We start from the raw sequence: 16,621 nt of genomic DNA, 5'->3' as shown, positions 1-16,621 counted from the left end.
GAATCCCTTATTTAACCGCGACTTTCACCGCCACATCTGCGCCATAGTCATTGATATTGTTGAGCGTCAGGGTCTCGCCGCGGTTCACGGCGCCAGAGAGTGCTACGGTCTGGCTTGACTGCGGCGCCAGCATCACCGTTTTGCTGTTCAGGGCTTTGCCGCCCTCACGGGAAATACGGCTGATGGTGAGATAAAACGGCGTCGGGTTGTTAACTGCCAGGCTGCTGCCATTGGCGGTCAGCGTCAGCTGCTCCGGCGCGGCGTCGCGGTTGCCCAGTCCGACAGGACGATAGATAAACTTAAAGCGCGAACGGATCGCCAGCTGGAGGATGTTCTCGCCTTCATTTTTCTGATTGGCGACCACCGGCGGTATCTCGAGCAGATTCAGCCACCACAGCGTCTCTTTATTCTGTGCCAGCCCGGCAGCGCTACCCAGCTTAATGCGTAAGGTCTGGCCGCTTTTCGCGTCAACGCGAGAAATCGGCGGGGTAATAATAAATGGCGTGGTAATGGTATCCGGCGTCGCGTCGGCATTACCGTTATCCAGCCAGGCTTGCGCCAGGGCCGGACGGTCGGCGGTATTAGAAAGCTGCACCGTTATTTCTTTTTCATTTCCTGGATAAATAAAGCGGGTGCCGTTGACGATAATATTGTTGGCATGAGCCGCGAAACTAAAAATGAAACAGAAAAAAAGGACAATATGCTTCATGCTGACCTCAGAAGAAAAAAATAAGCGGCAGCAATGGCCGCTTTATTATTGTTTTAAACCGCCGGAGCAACCGACGGTTTTATTTTCTGGCGAAAATTACTGGTAAGTAATTTCGTAGGTCGCGTAGCTGTTAACCACACCGGTAGTTACGCTATCCGGGGTATTGGTCGCGTAACCGACGAAGTAAGTGAAGCGCGCACCGTCCTGGACTGCGGAATCATCAGCGGTAGCTTTCGGCTGAGTCGCATCACCCGGGATGATTTTTTTAGCCAGGGTGCTGCTGTCATCGGTGGACAGAACCAGCTGGATGTTTTTCGCACCTGCAGCTTCGGTATTCGCCAGGTAGCCGACTTGTTTGCCTGCCGCGCCAGCCAGCAGGTTACCGCCGGTCCAGTTCACGCCCAGTTTGCTGACATCATCCTGCTTCTCGCCGCTTGCAGACTGGCAGTTGCTGACGTCGATGGTGAAAGATTTTGGTTTCAGGTAGGTATCTGCAGCAGCCGCTTTGACTTCAGTCAGGGTAACCGGAGACAGATAAACGTTAGCATCGCTGCCCTGGCCGTTAACGGAAACGGTGCAGGATACATCGGTCACTTTACCGAAGAAATTAACCTGGCCACCACCAACATTGGTATCAGCCGCATTTGCCGCAGTCATACCAAAAAAAGCAGTCGCCATTGCTGCAGAGAGAAGAACCTTTTTCATTGCCATTTCCTTGTCAGAGTGAGTTTTATATCAATAAAACCAGCAGTAAATCTGCACAAAAGTCAGAAGCGTTATGCGATGCTCACTTGTGCAACTGTGAATAGAAACTTCGACTGACCGGAAGCCGCAATATTTAAGGCGTCAGGACACGAACGCGATTGATGGCGTTCGGTAATGCTATCGGCGTCAAAGAATGCTATTTATCGGCAACAAATATACATTTGCTTATAACTTGTTACATCCCACAGGCGATAAGTTTTGACTATTGATAAAAACTTAACAATAGCTAAAAACAAACAACAAGTTATTTACATTGAAAAGGAAAAGGCGCAATAGATATATATCGAGGAGGGAATATCATGACAAATAACGCTATTTGCTGGCTATCGCGAATATTCTGAATAATAAACTGAGGGAGCCATCAATATCGCCAAATAACGCCCTACAGCTGCAACTGAAAGTGCTGGCGTAGCGCCTGCTTGCCTTTCGGGGCGATCGTCACCTGGCGAAATCCCGGGGTGACAACAAACCAGCCGTTGAGCTGACCATGGCGCAATAATGCGGCCCCCACGGCGCCTCCGGGGTGAAAACGCCGCTCGCTCCAGTCCAGACAGGCGCAGCACACCCGGCGCCGCCCGGTTGGCAGGATCACCCCTAAACGAGCAAACTGTGCCTCTCCGGTCGCCGTCAGCGCCTCGCCATCCGGCGTGATCCACGCTTCGCGCAATAGGAAATCATAGAGCCCGACCGCGACTTCGCCTGCCAGGTGATCGTAGCAGGTGCGCGCCGTGCGCAAATTCACCGGGGTGCGGGTGGTGAGCTGCGTTGCGTGTTTGCCGGCCATGACCATCATGTTTTCCAGCAGCCCGGCCACATCACTGCTCGCCAGTCGATAATAGCGGTGGCGCCCCTGTGCCAGGCACACCAGCAGCTGGCTGGTGACCAGTCGGTTAAGGTGGGCGCTGGCGGTTGAGGCGGAAACCTCAGCTACCGTCGACAGCTCCGTGGCGGTCCACGCCCGGCCATCCATTAAGGCACAGAGCATTTTCATCCGCGAGGCGTCGGCCATGGCGGCAGCCAGCGCGGTGATGGATTCTGCCAGTGACTCATCATCAGCAATAATGTTGGCCGGTTTTAACATAGCGCCTCGTCAGGTGGTGGCCCAGGCACGCGTCACGTCCTGCGCCAGTGAAAAGTTATCGGTGACCAGAATCAGGCGATTGGCGTGATCGCTGTACTGGGTCAGGATATTGATTCCCTGCTCAGCCAGCGCCTGCGCTATCGCGCCCAGTTCACCGGGTTGTTCCTGTTTTAACCTGCGGATGAGCGGCTGGCAAACGCCCGCGACCGGGATCCCCGCCTGCTCCAGCACCGTTCTGGCCCGTTCGCCTTCAACCACCAGAAAATGGGCATGGCATTGATTGCCGCAGGTGAACACGCCGCCCCCTTCCAGCCCCACGCCCTGTTCCCCCAGCGTTTGCCCAAGTTTCGCCAGCTGGCCGGGAGTATTGGGCAGGATCACATGAATATCATACATCACCGTGCTCCTCCCGGCTGGCCGAGCCGTAGGCGCGGATAACCTGCGCAATTCGAATCTGCCAGGCGGCGAAGATTTCTGCCTTGCCCTCCTGCTGGGCCGCCTGGTGGCAGAGGTTCTGTTTCCAGGCCAGCACCGCCTGTTCATCACGCCACCACGAGAGGGAGAGAATTTTCCCCTCCGTCGTCAGGCTTTGAAAGCGCTCGATGCTGATAAAACCATCGATGGTGCTGAGCAACGGTTTCAGCTCCGCCGCCAGGGCCAGGTAACGCGCCTGTTTTGCCGGTGTGACATCGGCTTCAAAGAGTACCGCGATCATCGTGTCGTCCTTCTGCTGTCAGTGATAACGCCACTGTAATACTCCGGTTCAGCCGATGCTTCGTCGGCCAGCGAAGTATCATTTGCCCTCTTTTAACCCGGCTGGCAGGCATGTCTTCTCCGTACTCTTCAAAAAATCATGGTATCAGCAATACTTTTTTTTAATTTTCCGGGCTCACAAACAGGCAACTAAGCCATTGTTTTCGATAGAGACAAGATCCCAAACGTCATCTGACCGTCATCCTTCCGGCACAAAAGTGTGATCTAAATCGCACTTTTTGCCACGCTGGTTATAGTTAGCAGGCTTATTATAAACCCATCGAAAGCACAACGCTTTCCACCTAAAAAGTTAAAAGGATACACACCATGAAAAACGTAAAATTACTTGCCGCTGCCGGTATGCTCTCCCTGGTTTCTTTCGCTAGCTTTGCTCAGCACCCGGTCAGCGTCACTGCAGATACCCTCGACAGCGCAGAAGCAAAAATTGCCACTATCGCTAAAGATCAGGGCGCGTCTTACCACATTACCGAAGCGTATACCGGTAATCAGGTTCATATGACCGCCGAGCTGTCTAAATAACAGAATGGTTGCAGAGGGAACTGCCAGACTGGCCGCTGAAAGGCGGCCCGTTTGGTTCCCGCCGCACAAGCACCATGCAGCAATGTCGAGCCCCTTTATGGGGCTTTTTTTGTTAGCGCGCGCTGGATAGTCAGCACGCTCACCAGCACCACGATCAGCCCCACCAGCGCCAGCCCCTCAATTTTCTGTCCAAGAAAAATCCAGCCTAACAAGACCGCCGTCACCGGGCTCAGCAAACTTAATGCCGATACCGCAACCGAAGGCAGACGGCTAATCCCCCGGAACCATAGCCCGTAAGCCAGCATTGCCCCGGCCACGCACAGCCACAGATAGCCTGCGACCTGGGTCATTGTCACCTGCTGCAAAGGCGGATCCACCCACCATGCCACCGGCGCCAGCACCACACCGCCAATCAGCAGTTGCCAGCCCGTCAACGCCACCACCGGCAGCGATATCGCCCAACGCCGCGACAGCCAGGTGCCCAGCGCCATACTCACCGCCCCGGCGAACGCCGCCAGGATCCCCAGCGGATCCAGCACAACGTCCGGCGACAGCAGCAACAGCGCCATGCCGATAATGCCGCTGCACGCCGCGATTACCGCCAGCCACGGCGAACGCTGTCGGTCGACACACCAGGCCAGCAGCATCACCAGCAGCGGCTGTATCGCGCCAATCACCGCGGCCAGTCCGCCGGGCAGACGGTAGGCGGCAATAAACAGCAGCGCCTGAAACGCGCCAATATTGAGGATCCCGGTGACGATCAGCTTCCACCACTCCCCGCGCCGCGGAAAACGCCGACACCAGATCAGCAGCGCCACGCCTGCCGGCAGCACCCGCAGCAGCGCCGCGATAAAGGGCCGGTCCGGCGGCAAAAACTGCGAGGTCACAATATAGGTCGTTCCCCAGATAGCCGGAGCCAGGGCGGTTAACAGTAAATCTACAACGGGCGATCGCGAGAGAAAGCGCATGATTTTATCTTCACTTCAAGGTAAATTGATGGCTTAAGTATGTATCGATAAATGTCTTGATATCAAGATAAGTGAGCACAATTGGACAAGTCCCGCCCGGCTGACGCCGTAGATCGCATTCTTGAACAGTGGAAACGGGAGCGCCCGGATCTCGATTGCAGCCCGATGGGGCCGATCGGGCGCCTGAAGCGCTGCGCCATGTTGCTGGAACCGCAAATAGAAGTCGCGTTTATTCGCCACGATCTGGTGCGCTGGGAGTTTGACATGCTGGCAACGCTGCGCCGGGCCGGCGCGCCGTTTATCCTCTCTCCCACCCAGCTTTTTTCGACGCTGATGATCACCTCCGGCACCATGACCCATCGTCTGAAAGCGCTGGAGAAAAGAGGCTTTGTCAGCCGGTTAGCTGACCCGAACGATGCGCGAAGCATGCTGGTCGCCCTGACGCCTGAAGGGCGCGAGCGGATCGATGAGGCGGTAGAAACCCATGTGGAAAACGAACGCCAGCTGCTGGCCGGGCTGACCACCGCCCAGCGCCAGCAGCTGGATCAGTCGCTGGCGCTGTTGATGCGTTTGCTGGAAGAGCGCTAGCAACCGGCGGCGATATAGTCGCCGTTCGCGCTCATCGGGATCACCGTTAAAAACAGCACGCAGGCGAATAACATCAGGATCACCCCGCCGATAATTTTTACCGTCGGGACCAGCCACGTCAGGCGGCGCTCATCGTCTCCGGCAAACAGGCTGACCGCCCGTTCACGCGCGTAGCGGACCGCCAGCGACAGGCCGAGGATCGATAACGCGGTCCCCAGCGACATGGTCATCACTGCGGCAATACCCCAGCTGACGATCCCCAGAGCGTTGGAAAACAGCAGGATCATGATCGCCCCGCTGCAGGGCCTGGCGCCAATCGCCAGCACCACCCCAAGCCGGGTTTTCCAGTCAACCTGAGTCAGGTCATGCCCGACGCCATGATGGCCGCAGCCGCAATGGTCGTCGTGCTGGTGCAACGGGGTCGCCGCGCGGATGGTCATCTTCCGCGGCCGCAGGCCCCTGAGGGTTTGATAAATCACAAAAGCGCCGAACGCCCCGATCATCAGGGCGCTGATTTTCTCCACATACCAGCGGCTGGTACTGAGATCGCCGGAAGCCAGATTCAGCCCCACCGCCAGAATAAAGACAAACAGAATAGCGCTGACGCCCTGCATCAGGCTGCCGAGAAACGGCACCACCCGCGCCGCCAGCAGGCTCTCCTGGTTGGTGCTGAGATAGGTGGTGACGATAAATTTACCGTGCCCGGGGCCTACCGCGTGGAGCGCGCCATACAGAAACGCCCCGCCCAGCAGCCACAGCCCGCCGCTGTACTCATGGTTGTTGAGCTGCAAAAGATACATCACCAGATAGCGGTGCAGCGTGATTTGGGTGGCCAGGCACCATTGCAGGAAAGCGCCCCAGTGCGCATGGAGCGCCACCCCGGCCCACAGCAGCGCCAGCACCGGCAGCCCCAGTGAGAGAAGACGCCAGTCACGCGTCAGAATGCGAGTTGTCATCATTTTTAGCCATTAAGAGCCTACCTCAGCAGGCGTAGATTGCATTTTACAATACCCGTCAATTACGCATACCATCAGCCATTCTACCGTCGTCAGGCAAGGAGATGCTTGTGGATCAAAATAACACCTCTGAACACCCCGACAGCCACGAGAGCCGCTTCCATAAAGAGGAGTTTCCCTTCTTCTGGGTGGTCAACGTGTATGCAAAGTATACGCAGTTGATGGAAATAGAATTAAAAAAAATCGATATCGATCTTTCCCGTTTCCGGGTGCTGATGCTGGTTCATCAATATCACCGGGCCAGTATTTCCCGTATTACGGAGTATGCCGTCAGTAAAATGCCCACCGTCACCAAAATCGTGGGGCGCCTGCGCGATGACGGGCTGCTGACCACCCATATCAGCGCCAGCGATGGCCGCGTCACGGAAGCCGAGCTGACGCCCGCCGGTCAGGCAAAGGTCGCCGAGGCCCAGGTGCTGAGCAAAAAAGTGTTCGCCAGGGCATTTAAAGGCATTACCCCTGCCCAGGAAAAGAAAATGAATCATGTGTTATCCCTGCTGCTCCACAACCTCAACGATTAGTTCCCCCTTCTGACGACGCGACAATAACCTTGATAGTAAAAAGGGTATTGTCGTTCTTCCCATTCTCCCTACGTTTTTCGCACGGTTTTTATCATTTTATTAACTTATATTTTTGCGCTGTTTTTTGTGACCACCCTCAAGAGATTAAAATATAACCACTCAATAATAACCATAAAAAACAATAAATTAAAAATTATTTTTTATTTATAAAAAATTCATATCACCAAAATCGATGTGAAAAATACGTTACAAATTACTTGAACTTTCAAGTTTTAATGACAAGATTATCTCAAGTTCGACGCTGTACGTTTTATGCCCATATCACTTCGCTCAGTATCGTTAAACGGATAAATAAACCATGGCTAATGAACATTGCTCAGACATGACATCCGCGCCTTCAGGATTTATCTCGCGCTTTACGCTGGGCGCCGGAGAAGTGACGTTTGCGGTCAAAGACACCATTGATATCGCCGACCACGCCACCCAGGCCGGAAGCCCGGTGCGGCAGAATGTACCGGCGGCTGAAGCCCACGCCCGGGTGGTTCAGCAACTGCTGGATAACGGCTATCAGCTGCGCGGGAAAACGACCCTGCATGAGCTGGCCTTTGGCGTTACCGGCATCAATAGCTGGAGCGGAACCCCGGTCAACCCGCACTATCCGGCGCTGATCCCCGGCGGATCGTCGAGCGGTTCCGCCACCGTGGTCGCCGCGGGCGAGGTCGATTTTGCGATTGGCACCGACACCGGCGGTTCGGTGCGTATGCCGGCGGCCTGTTGCGGCGTGGTGGGTCTGAAACCGACCTGGGGCCGCGTGAGTCGCCAGGGAGTGATGCCCACCGACAGTTCGCTGGACTGCGTTGGTTTCTTCAGTCGCGACGTGGCAACCCTGCGACCGGTGCTGGAAACCGTACTGGGCGAGCGCGCCCCGGCCGCCCCGGCTCAGCCGGCTACGGCCTTTCTCTGCGGGTTGGCGACGGCCGACATTGAACAGTTGATCCTTGCCCGCCTGACACAGGCGGGGATCCAGGCGGCGCAGACTTCGCTGCCAGGTTTTGCCGACGCCCATCAGGCCGGCCTGACGATAATCAGCCAGGAAAACTGGCTGGCGTTTCACACCATCGTCGACTCCCCGCTGCTGGCCCAGGATGTGGCCGTGCGCATCCGCGCGGGGGCGGACATTAGCCCGGCCCAGCGCCGGGCCGCCGAAGATATACGCCAGACCTTCAGCCAGGCCGTTGATGCCCAACTGGCCCGCACGCCAGTGATTTTACTGCCGACCCTGCCGGCCTTCCCGCCGACGCTGGCCGAAGCCGCCGACCCGCTAAACGTGGTGAACCTGACCCGGCTGGTGCGGCCGTTTAATCTCAGCGGCCATCCGGCGCTGACGCTCCCCATCGGGGAAATAAATCAACGCCCGGTGGCCTTACAAATCGTCGGGCGGAAAAATAAAGAATTCGATTTACTCTATTTTGCCGAAGCATTAATGGCAAAGTTAAAATAATCAGACTCGCAAACTAATAATAATAACAACAAAAACAATTCACTCTCTTTAACTGGAAGAGGCTATGTCACATGTTAAACCCATCGGCATCACTGCGTGCGGAAAAGACCCTGCACGCAACAAATAGTGAATTAAACGAATTACTCGGCGAATTAAAATCGCGCAGTGAGGAATTTGAACAGCAGCGATATATCTCTGGCGATATTATTGCGCGCTTTAAAAAAATTGGCGTTTATCGTGCATTAGTCCCGGCGCAATATGGCGGGGATGAAATTTCACCCGCCGAATTTTGCCAGCTGATTGAAACCATCGCCAGCGCCGACGGCTCCGCCGGATGGGTCGCCAGCTTTGGCATGAACCCTTTCTATCTCGGCGGCCTGCCCTTAAGCACGCTGGATGAAATTTATCGTCATGGCCCGGATGTGGTCTTTGCCGGCGGGATTTTCCCTCCGCAAAAAGCCACCGCCCAGGACGGCGGATTCCAGGTCAGCGGGCGCTGGAGCTTCGCCAGCGGCTGCACCGGCGCAGAGCTTATCGGCGTGGGCATTCTGCCGGATGACGGCTCTGCCCGCCCGCTGCCGCGTATCGCGGTGCTTCCCGCCGATCGCTTCACCATCGACCCGGTATGGAATACCGTCGGTCTGGCCGGCACCGGCAGCCATGACGTAGTGCTCAAAGAGGCGTTTGTCCCCGAAGAGTGGACCTTTATTCGCGGCGGCGAACTCAATCTGGACGGCGCGCTTTACCGCTACCCGGTGCTGTCGCTGGCAACCCAGGTACTCTCGGTGGTAGCGCTGGGTATCGCCCGCGCCGCGCTCAGCGAGATCTACGCCATCGCCGAGCGCCAGAGTTCGGTCACCGGCGCTCCGTGTCTCGCCGACCGCCAGTTCGCACAGATGGAAATCGCCCACTGCGAAGCGGAGCTGCGCTCGGCCCGCTGCTGGTTCTACGACGCCATCGACGACGTCTGGCAGACCATTTTACGCGGTGATACCCCAGGCGAAGAGATGATCAACGCCCTGCGGCTGTCCTCGACGCATATCACCCGCGTCTCTTCCTCCGTGACCACCCGCGCGCTGAAGCTGGCCGGTATGCCCGGCGTCGCCATGCGTAGCCCGCTGCAGCGCTATGCCCGCGATTCGATGGTGATCACTCAGCATGCCTTTATGGGCGAACTGACTTACATCAATGCCGGGAACATGTTCTTCGGCCACTCGCCGCTGCCCGGCTATTTATAACCTTTTAAGGAGTATGACGATGATCCGTGTTCTATTTTGTATCGGCGTAAATCAGAACTTTTTCGATGCCACCCCGGAGGTCGGCAAGCAGGTCTGGGCCGCGTTTGGCGAAATGATGATAGGGATTGAAAACACCGACGGTATTCAGGTGATCGGCAATATGGATGACGACCGGGTAATGGTCGGGCCCTCTACCGGCTGGCCGTGGACCACCTACGTCCTCGCCGACGCCCGCGATTTTGACGCCGTGACCGCCGCCTGCAATTTGTTCCGCAGCGTGCAGGTTGGCGGCGGTCCGGACCGCCTGTGGAAATATTGTAAAGTCGTAGCCCGTACCGGGCGTGAATTAATTATTCAGGCCTGATAAATGAATAACGATAAACTGCTGCAGCGCCTGGATAAACTCGAAGCCGCCAACCAGATCCGTAATCTGATGAGCCAGTATATGCATTTATGCGACGATTTATCCCATCCGGATATCGCCAATAAAATTGCTGACTTATTTAGCGAAGCGGCTATCTGGGAAGGTATCGGCAGTTTATATCAAATGAAATTAGGGCGTTATTGCGGACGCGAAAACATTGCCAGCATGATGGCCAACTATATTAGCGAGCCCTCTCACTTTGCTATTAACGTTCATTATTTAACGTCAGAATATATTGATATTTGTGCGGAGAAAGAGGCCATCGGACGCTGGAAAATGTTGCAGGTTTCCACCTTCCGCGCCGGCGGGTCGCATCTCAACAGCGCTGAACTGGTCATCCGCTTTAAAAAAGCCGACGACCGCTGGCTGATCGATCATTTCACCACCCGAAATTTATTGAGTCGCCCGGTGGATTACTGGCACTCGCAGGCGGATTTACCCGTACCTAATGCAACGCAGTCTCCGGAATGATTCCGCGGGCAGTCCGCCCGCAGAACCATCACGGGGCCTCAGGAGATTGAGCAATGTCTGAATGTATTCCGGTTAAAAATTTAGAGAGCGGCTACTGCGCCGCCACGTTAGCCGCCCTGGTGCAGTCAGACCGGGTGCATACCTCGCTGTACACCTCCGGCGATATCTTCGCCCTCGAGATTGAGAAGATTTTTAACCACACCTGGGTGTGGGTGGCGCACGAAAGCGAAGTCCCGGACACCGGCAGCTTTAAGTCGTCGATGGTCGGCACCCAGCCGGTCATCGTGGTGCGTGACCGCAAGGGCAATATCAACGTCCTGCTGAACCGCTGCCGTCACCGCGCCGCCACCGTCTGCGAACACCGCAGCGGAAAAACCAACAGCTTCGTCTGCCCGTATCACGGCTGGGGCTACGGCCTCGATGGCGCCCTGCGCGGCGTGCCGCATCCGGAAAGCTACGGCGATACCCTGGAAAAAGACCAGCTCGGGATGGTGCGTCTGCGAACCGAAAGCTACGCCGGGATGATCTTCGCCACCTTCGACCATGAGATCGAACCGCTGACGGATTTCCTCGGCCCGGCCATGAAGTGGATGGATCTGTTTATGAAACAGGGGGCGGGCTATGCGCTGCAGGCCACCACCGCCCACCGCTTCCGCTTCCCTGGCAACTGGAAGATCCAGCTGGAAAATACCACCGACGGCTACCACTTCCCCATCGTGCATAAATCATTCCTCAGCTCGGTCGATAAGCAGACGGAAGAGATGCTCAACTTCGTCGACGGCAAAGGTTTTGTCGAAGACCTCGGCAACGGGCACAGCGTGATGGTGATGATCCCGGAGTTGATTGATCTCGAAAAGAACCTCGATGCGCCGGTGCCGGACCGTTTCCTCGAACTGGCCCAGGCGCTACGCGAGGAAGGTCATGAAGAGCTGCAGGTGCGTCGCATCGTCCGCGCGGTGGGCGGCAGCGGCTTTAACCTGAACCTGTTCCCCAACGTGGCCTGCTCGATGGCGTTCTTCCGCGTACTGCAGCCCGTGTCGGTACAGGAAACCGAAATCCACCACGTGGTGCTGACCATGAAAGATGGCCCGGCGATCGCCAACCAGGCGCGCCTGCGGATGCACGAACACTTCCAGGGGCCGATGGGCTTTGGCACGCCGGATGATTCAGAAGCATGGGAGCGCGTCCAGCGCGGCGGCGGCGCGGGTAACGATCTGTGGATCATGCTCAACCGCGGCCTGCCGGGAGAGACCCGCACCGCCGACGGTTTGCGCAGCGACGTCAGCGCCGAAACCGGCATGCGTGCCGCCTATCAGCAATGGAAAAAGTACATGACTGCCGAAAGCCGGGGGCAAAAATGAGCGCACAGTCCACCTTAACCGCCGCCATCCACTTTATTAACCTCGAAGCTGACCTGCTCGACCAGGGTGAGTTTCGCGAATGGCTGACATTGTGGCAGCCGCAGGGGATGTACATCATCCCCGTCGACCAGCAGACCACCGATTTCGCCAATGCGCTGAATTACGCCTATGACAACCACGCGATGCGCGAAAAGCGTGTCCATCGTCTGTACAGCGGCGAGTCGATCTCCACGACACCACGGGCGCGCACCATTCGCATGACCGGCCGCCATCGTCTGGTGGCGCAGGACAGCGAGCAGGTCGAGATCCGCTGCGCCCAGTTTCTCTATGAATACCGTAAAGGTAACGAGCAGCACTACGTTGCTGACCTGAGCTACACCCTGGTGCCGCAGGGAGAGAGCTTCCTTATTGCGCAGAAGGTCGTCCGGTTGATTAACGGCGATGACTATCTGCATAGCATTGGCTACATCCTGTGAGGCCGCAATGAACAGAACCGTATTAGTAACCGGCGCGGCCAACGGCCTTGGGCTGGTCATCAGCCGCCATCTCTGGGAGCAGGGCTATCAGGTTGCGATGGCCGATATCTCTCTCGACGCCGCGCGCCAGAGCGCCCGACAGATTGACGCCGACCAGCAGCGGCTGCTGCCGCTGGCGCTGGATATCCGTGAAGCCAAGCAGTTCCAGGCCGCGCTGGATCAGGTGTGCCGCCACTTTGGTGCGCTGGATGTGCTGGTGAATAACGCCGCGCTCACCCTGACCACGCCGATCATGGAGATCGGCGTCGAAGAATTCGATAGCGTCACCAGCACCAACCTGCGGGGCACGTTTCTCGGCTGCCAGACCGTCGGCCGCTATTTTAGCGAGCGTCAGCAGGGCAGCATTATCAACCTCGCCTCGCTGGCGGGGCAAAACGGCGGCACCGCTTCCGGCGCCCACTACGCGGCGTCGAAAGGCGGCATTCTGACCCTGACCAAAGTGTTCGCCCGCGCGCTAAGCGCCGCCGGCGTCAGCGTCAACGCCATCGCACCTGGCCCACTGGATCTCCCGTCGGTGCGGGCGGCGGTACCGCAAGAAAAAATGCCGGCGCTGCTGGAGATGATCCCGATGAAACGCCTGGGGGATCCGCTGCTGGTCGCCCGCGCGGTAGAGCTGCTGGCCGCCCCTTCCGCCACCTTTATCACCGGGGCGACCTGGGATATCAACGGCGGCATCTATATGCGTTAAGCCCTTGCAGGGTGGAGAAGAAAGATGGTTGAAACGCTGACCGTACGCGTCGTAGAACGCGAAATTCAGGGAACCGAGGTCGTCGTCCTGACGCTGGCCTCGCTGGACGGAACCGCCCTGCCCGCCTTTAGCGCCGGGGCGCATATCGATCTCCACCTCGGCGAGGAGATCGTCCGCCAGTATTCGCTGTGTAGCAGCCCGCATCACCCGGAGCAGTATCGTCTGGGCATCCTGAAGGATCGGGCTTCGCGCGGCGGATCGCTGGCGGCGCATCGGCTGCAGGTCGGCGCCACAGTGGCGATTAGCCCACCGCGCAATCTGTTCCCGCTGGCGATGGACGCCAGCCGCAGCCTGCTGGTAGGCGGCGGGATCGGCATTACGCCGATGCTGGCCATGGCGGATGCCTTGTTCCGCGCCGGCAAGCCCTTCGAGATGCATTATTGCGGGCACAGCCGCGAGGGAATGGCCTTTTTGCACGAGCTGGCGGACTGCCACTTCAGCCAACATGTCCATCTGCATATCAGTGACGAAGGGCACAAGATCCGCCCCGAAGACGTGCTGGCGCCGCACCATGCTGATGCGCATGTTTATGTCTGTGGTCCGGAAGGGTTTATGGCCTGGCTATCCGATGCCGCGCGCGGCTACGGCTATTCCCCGGAACGCCTGCATCAGGAGTACTTCAATCGTGAAGTCGAAACCGGCGGCGACCGCTTTGACGTCGATGTCCCGGAGCTGGGCTTAACCGTCACCGTCGAGGAGAACGAGACTATCGTCGCCGCGCTGCAGAAGGCGGGGATCAAGGTCAAAGTCTCCTGCGAACAGGGGGTGTGCGGAACCTGCCTTGCCAACGTGTGTAGCGGTGTTCCGGACCACCGCGACGAATACTTAACCGATGAAGAACGTGAAGATAACGATCAGATCCTGCTGTGCTGTTCACGTGCCAGAACTCCCCGGCTGGTTATCGAAAGCTTCGAATACGTCAAACTGAAATAACGGATACCGCTATGAACCTGACATCAGATTTCCGTAATGCCATGGCGCAGTTGGGCAGCGCCATCACCATCATCACTACCGATGGTCCGGCGGGCCGCTTTGGTTTTACCGCCTCGGCCGTGTGCAGCGTCACCGATTCGCCGCCCACGCTGCTGGTCTGTATGAATCGCTCCTCGTTCGCTCATAGCAAGTTTAAAGAGAACGGCGTGCTGTGCGTGAACGTACTCTCCGCTCAGCATCAGGATCTTTCCGGCATCTTCGCCAATAGCCAGCTGCGATCGGAGGAGCGTTTTTTGCATGACCAGTGGCTGGCACTGGAAACCGGTTCACCGGTGCTGGCGTCTGCCGTCGCCAACGTCGACTGCACGATCGCCACCAGCCATGAAGTGGGCAGCCACAGCGTGTTTTATTGTGAGGTTCGACAGATCCGTCACAACCAGGCCGGCGACGGACTGGTGTGGTTCAACCGTCAGTTCCATACCCTCAGCGCGCAACCGTACCGCTAAGTGTTTGCATAACAACCCATAAGAGCCTGTCCATCAGGCTCAAAAAAATACCCTATCGCATTACGCCTCCCCATCGCCTTTGGGTGGCGTCAAGGTGCTGACTCGTCGGCGCCCTCTTTTCACCTGCACTGGAGTACATGTGATGTCTGGAACTGCGAGCGATACGCCGGTAAGCAAACCCCAATCAATGCGCAAATTGATTATCGGTTCTTTTCTGGGTAACTCTCTTGAGTGGTACGACTTTTTTCTCTACGGCACGGCGGCAGCGCTGGTGTTCGGGCCGCTGTTCTTCCCGGCCACCGATGACCCGCTGCTCGGCGCCTTCCTGGCCTTTTCGGGGTTTGCCATTGGCTTTATCGCCAGGCCGCTGGGCGGTATCGCCTTCGGCCATCTCGGAGATAAATACAGTCGCAAAATGACCCTGATCATCACCCTGACGCTGATGGGGGCCAGCACCTTTTTGATAGGTCTGTTGCCAACCTACGAGCACATCGGTGTGCTGGCGCCCATCGCCCTGATTACCCTGCGTTTCGTGCAGGGCGTGGCCTCCGGCGGCGAATGGGGCGGCGGCGTACTGATGCTGAGCGAGAATGCCCCGGAACATCAAAAGGGCTACTACACCGCCTGGAGTCAGGTGGGCGTTTCCGGCGGCTTTGTCCTTTCGTCGCTGGCGTTCTATCTGGTTCAGTTGCTGCCCCAGGAAGATATACTGGCCTGGGCGTGGCGCATCCCGTTCCTGCTGAGCCTGTTTATCTTTCTGGTGGGGGTCTATATCCGGCGCAATATCGAGGAGAATGCCGAGTTCGTCGCCCGCAAAGAGCAGTCCGAGGACGCGCAGCTACCGGTACGTAGCGCCTTCAAACATCACCCGAAAGCCATTTTGCAGGCCATCGGTTTGCGGCTGGCGGAAAACGGCGCGGTGTATATCTTTTTCACCTTCTCAGTGGTCTATTGCAAACATATCGGCATTGAAACCCGGCTGGTGATTGCCGCGGTGACCATCGCTATGGCGGTGGAGATTGTCACCATTCTCGCCTGGGGCTGGTTGTCAGATCGCATCGGCCGGAAAGCGCTCTATTACATCGGCGTGATTGGCATGGCCCTGGTGGCGTTTCCGTTCTTCTGGCTCCTGCAAATGCACAGCTTCCCGGCGATTCTGCTGGCGATGCTGCTGGCCCTGCCGGTGTGCCACGGGGCGATGATTGCCGCCCAGCCGTGCATGATGGTGGAGCTGTTCCCGGTGGAAGTGCGCTATACCGGTCTGGCGCTCGGCCATGAAATTGGCGCCGTGATCTCCGGCGGGATTAGCCCGATGCTGGCGGTGGCGTTTTTAATCAAGTGGGACAGCTACGTCCCGGTCGCCTTGATGCTGCTGGCCTTTGCATTACTGGCGCTGGTCGCGCTGTTCAGTATTCGCCAGCCCACCACCGCACGCCCGCAGCGGCAACCGGCCCTGTAATACCCATCGGCATGATGGTCTGTGCAACAAGGATGTTGCCCGTTCTGAACCCCCAGCCTTCAAATTTAAATTTAAACAAAACAATGATTAAGCCGGCACTTTTTGCTGAACCTGATAAATAGTTCCACGCCACAATGGCACCGTCTTCTATTTTATATATTGGAATGTTGGATTTATCAGAAAGGCAATTTATATGAAAAAGTTTATTATTCCTCTGATCACCGCAGCCCTGTTGCTGCCAGCGCTGTCAGCCCATGCAACTTACCGCAGCGATAACCGCCAGGACGCACGAAATATCCGCCAGGACTCTCGCGAGGAAGGACGTGATACCAAGCAGCAATGCGTCCGGGACAACAACAAGAGCAATGCCGGTTGCCGTCAGGACAAACGCGAGAATCGCCGCGACGGTCGTCAGGATGCCCGCGACGAGAAGTGGTGATCCACTGACAAAAACAGCAGGTGTGTGGTAAACACGCCTGCTATTACGCAGGTCAAGATTTACA

The 16,621-nt window shown here is 57.2% G+C and carries 21 protein-coding genes; 14 read left to right on the top strand and 7 right to left on the bottom strand.

Annotated elements, in window-relative coordinates; genetic code table 11:
* Positions 1-7: 7 nt before the first annotated feature.
* The 5 genes from HF679_RS23155 to HF679_RS23135 form a co-directional block, all read right to left on the bottom strand.
* Positions 8-709, bottom strand: a complete 702-nt coding sequence (locus tag HF679_RS23155; RefSeq protein ID WP_123756625.1) for a molecular chaperone — start codon at positions 707-709, stop codon at positions 8-10.
* Positions 710-805: 96 nt separating this feature from the next.
* Positions 806-1,414, bottom strand: coding sequence for a fimbrial protein (locus tag HF679_RS23150; RefSeq protein WP_123756624.1), 609 nt, complete (start codon positions 1,412-1,414; stop codon positions 806-808).
* Between the two features lie 442 nt (positions 1,415-1,856).
* Entirely contained in the window at positions 1,857-2,555 is a 699-nt protein-coding gene (locus HF679_RS23145; RefSeq protein ID WP_123756623.1) for an ArsR/SmtB family transcription factor, read from the bottom strand.
* Between the two features lie 9 nt (positions 2,556-2,564).
* Positions 2,565-2,951 (bottom strand): amino acid-binding protein, encoded by a 387-nt coding sequence (locus HF679_RS23140; RefSeq protein ID WP_123756622.1) that lies wholly within the window; start codon positions 2,949-2,951, stop codon positions 2,565-2,567.
* Entirely contained in the window at positions 2,944-3,270 is a 327-nt protein-coding gene (locus HF679_RS23135; RefSeq protein WP_123756621.1) for an antibiotic biosynthesis monooxygenase family protein, read from the bottom strand. The genes HF679_RS23140 and HF679_RS23135 overlap by 8 nt, the downstream gene beginning before the upstream one ends.
* Before the next feature lie 365 nt (positions 3,271-3,635).
* Here HF679_RS23135 and HF679_RS23130 point away from each other — a divergent pair, with 365 nt between their 5' ends.
* Positions 3,636-3,848: a YdgH/BhsA/McbA-like domain containing protein gene (locus HF679_RS23130; RefSeq protein WP_015585822.1), complete on the top strand. Its 213-nt coding sequence runs from the start codon at positions 3,636-3,638 to the stop codon at positions 3,846-3,848.
* A gap of 95 nt (positions 3,849-3,943) precedes the next feature.
* Here HF679_RS23130 and HF679_RS23125 read toward each other — a convergent pair whose 3' ends face one another.
* On the bottom strand, positions 3,944-4,816 hold the full coding sequence (locus tag HF679_RS23125; protein ID WP_123756620.1) for an EamA family transporter: 873 nt from the start codon (positions 4,814-4,816) through the stop codon (positions 3,944-3,946).
* An 81-nt stretch (positions 4,817-4,897) separates the two neighbouring features.
* On the opposite strand from HF679_RS23125, the gene HF679_RS23120 reads away from it, so the two are divergent.
* A complete protein-coding gene (locus HF679_RS23120; protein WP_123756619.1) occupies positions 4,898-5,404 on the top strand; it encodes a MarR family winged helix-turn-helix transcriptional regulator in 507 nt (168 codons plus the stop codon).
* On the opposite strand, the gene HF679_RS23115 is transcribed toward HF679_RS23120, so the two are convergent.
* Positions 5,401-6,360 carry a nickel/cobalt transporter gene (locus HF679_RS23115; protein ID WP_123756618.1) on the bottom strand — a complete coding sequence of 320 codons (960 nt, stop codon included), beginning with the start codon at positions 6,358-6,360 and terminating at the stop codon, positions 5,401-5,403. The genes HF679_RS23120 and HF679_RS23115 overlap by 4 nt on opposite strands.
* Before the next feature lie 110 nt (positions 6,361-6,470).
* Between HF679_RS23115 and HF679_RS23110 the strand changes: the two genes are divergently transcribed.
* The 12 genes from HF679_RS23110 to HF679_RS23055 all read left to right on the top strand — a co-directional run bounded on the left by HF679_RS23110 (position 6,471) and on the right by HF679_RS23055 (position 16,557).
* Positions 6,471-6,941, top strand: a complete 471-nt coding sequence (locus HF679_RS23110) for a MarR family winged helix-turn-helix transcriptional regulator (RefSeq protein WP_123756941.1) — start codon at positions 6,471-6,473, stop codon at positions 6,939-6,941.
* Between the two features lie 358 nt (positions 6,942-7,299).
* Positions 7,300-8,442 carry an amidase gene (locus tag HF679_RS23105; RefSeq protein WP_187042416.1) on the top strand — a complete coding sequence of 381 codons (1,143 nt, stop codon included), beginning with the start codon at positions 7,300-7,302 and terminating at the stop codon, positions 8,440-8,442.
* 71 nt (positions 8,443-8,513) lie between these two features.
* Positions 8,514-9,680 carry an acyl-CoA dehydrogenase family protein gene (locus HF679_RS23100; protein ID WP_154144011.1) on the top strand — a complete coding sequence of 389 codons (1,167 nt, stop codon included), beginning with the start codon at positions 8,514-8,516 and terminating at the stop codon, positions 9,678-9,680.
* A 19-nt stretch (positions 9,681-9,699) separates the two neighbouring features.
* Complete coding sequence (locus tag HF679_RS23095; RefSeq protein WP_187042415.1) at positions 9,700-10,044, top strand: IacB protein; 345 nt, start codon at positions 9,700-9,702, stop codon at positions 10,042-10,044.
* 3 nt (positions 10,045-10,047) lie between these two features.
* Positions 10,048-10,575 carry a nuclear transport factor 2 family protein gene (locus HF679_RS23090; protein WP_154144012.1) on the top strand — a complete coding sequence of 176 codons (528 nt, stop codon included), beginning with the start codon at positions 10,048-10,050 and terminating at the stop codon, positions 10,573-10,575.
* Between the two features lie 53 nt (positions 10,576-10,628).
* A complete protein-coding gene (locus tag HF679_RS23085; RefSeq protein WP_154144013.1) occupies positions 10,629-11,936 on the top strand; it encodes an aromatic ring-hydroxylating oxygenase subunit alpha in 1,308 nt (435 codons plus the stop codon).
* On the top strand, positions 11,933-12,412 hold the full coding sequence (locus HF679_RS23080; RefSeq protein WP_123756612.1) for an aromatic-ring-hydroxylating dioxygenase subunit beta: 480 nt from the start codon (positions 11,933-11,935) through the stop codon (positions 12,410-12,412). Before HF679_RS23085 ends, HF679_RS23080 begins: the two co-directional genes overlap by 4 nt.
* 7 nt (positions 12,413-12,419) lie before the next feature.
* Positions 12,420-13,160, top strand: coding sequence for an SDR family NAD(P)-dependent oxidoreductase (locus HF679_RS23075; RefSeq protein WP_123756611.1), 741 nt, complete (start codon positions 12,420-12,422; stop codon positions 13,158-13,160).
* A gap of 24 nt (positions 13,161-13,184) precedes the next feature.
* A complete protein-coding gene (locus HF679_RS23070) occupies positions 13,185-14,153 on the top strand; it encodes a PDR/VanB family oxidoreductase (RefSeq protein WP_123756610.1) in 969 nt (322 codons plus the stop codon).
* An 11-nt stretch (positions 14,154-14,164) separates the two neighbouring features.
* Positions 14,165-14,659 carry a flavin reductase gene (locus HF679_RS23065; RefSeq protein WP_123756609.1) on the top strand — a complete coding sequence of 165 codons (495 nt, stop codon included), beginning with the start codon at positions 14,165-14,167 and terminating at the stop codon, positions 14,657-14,659.
* A 187-nt stretch (positions 14,660-14,846) separates the two neighbouring features.
* Positions 14,847-16,118 (top strand): MFS transporter, encoded by a 1,272-nt coding sequence (locus HF679_RS23060; protein WP_123756608.1) that lies wholly within the window; start codon positions 14,847-14,849, stop codon positions 16,116-16,118.
* Between the two features lie 193 nt (positions 16,119-16,311).
* On the top strand, positions 16,312-16,557 hold the full coding sequence (locus tag HF679_RS23055) for a hypothetical protein (protein WP_123756607.1): 246 nt from the start codon (positions 16,312-16,314) through the stop codon (positions 16,555-16,557).
* The last annotated feature ends 64 nt before the right edge of the window (positions 16,558-16,621 follow it).

This window comes from Enterobacter sp. JUb54 (assembly GCF_014298075.1).
GTDB lineage: Bacteria > Pseudomonadota > Gammaproteobacteria > Enterobacterales > Enterobacteriaceae > Klebsiella > Klebsiella lignicola.
The sequence above is the reverse complement of the archived record's forward strand: the minus strand, read 5'-3'. Positions and strand labels throughout refer to the sequence as shown.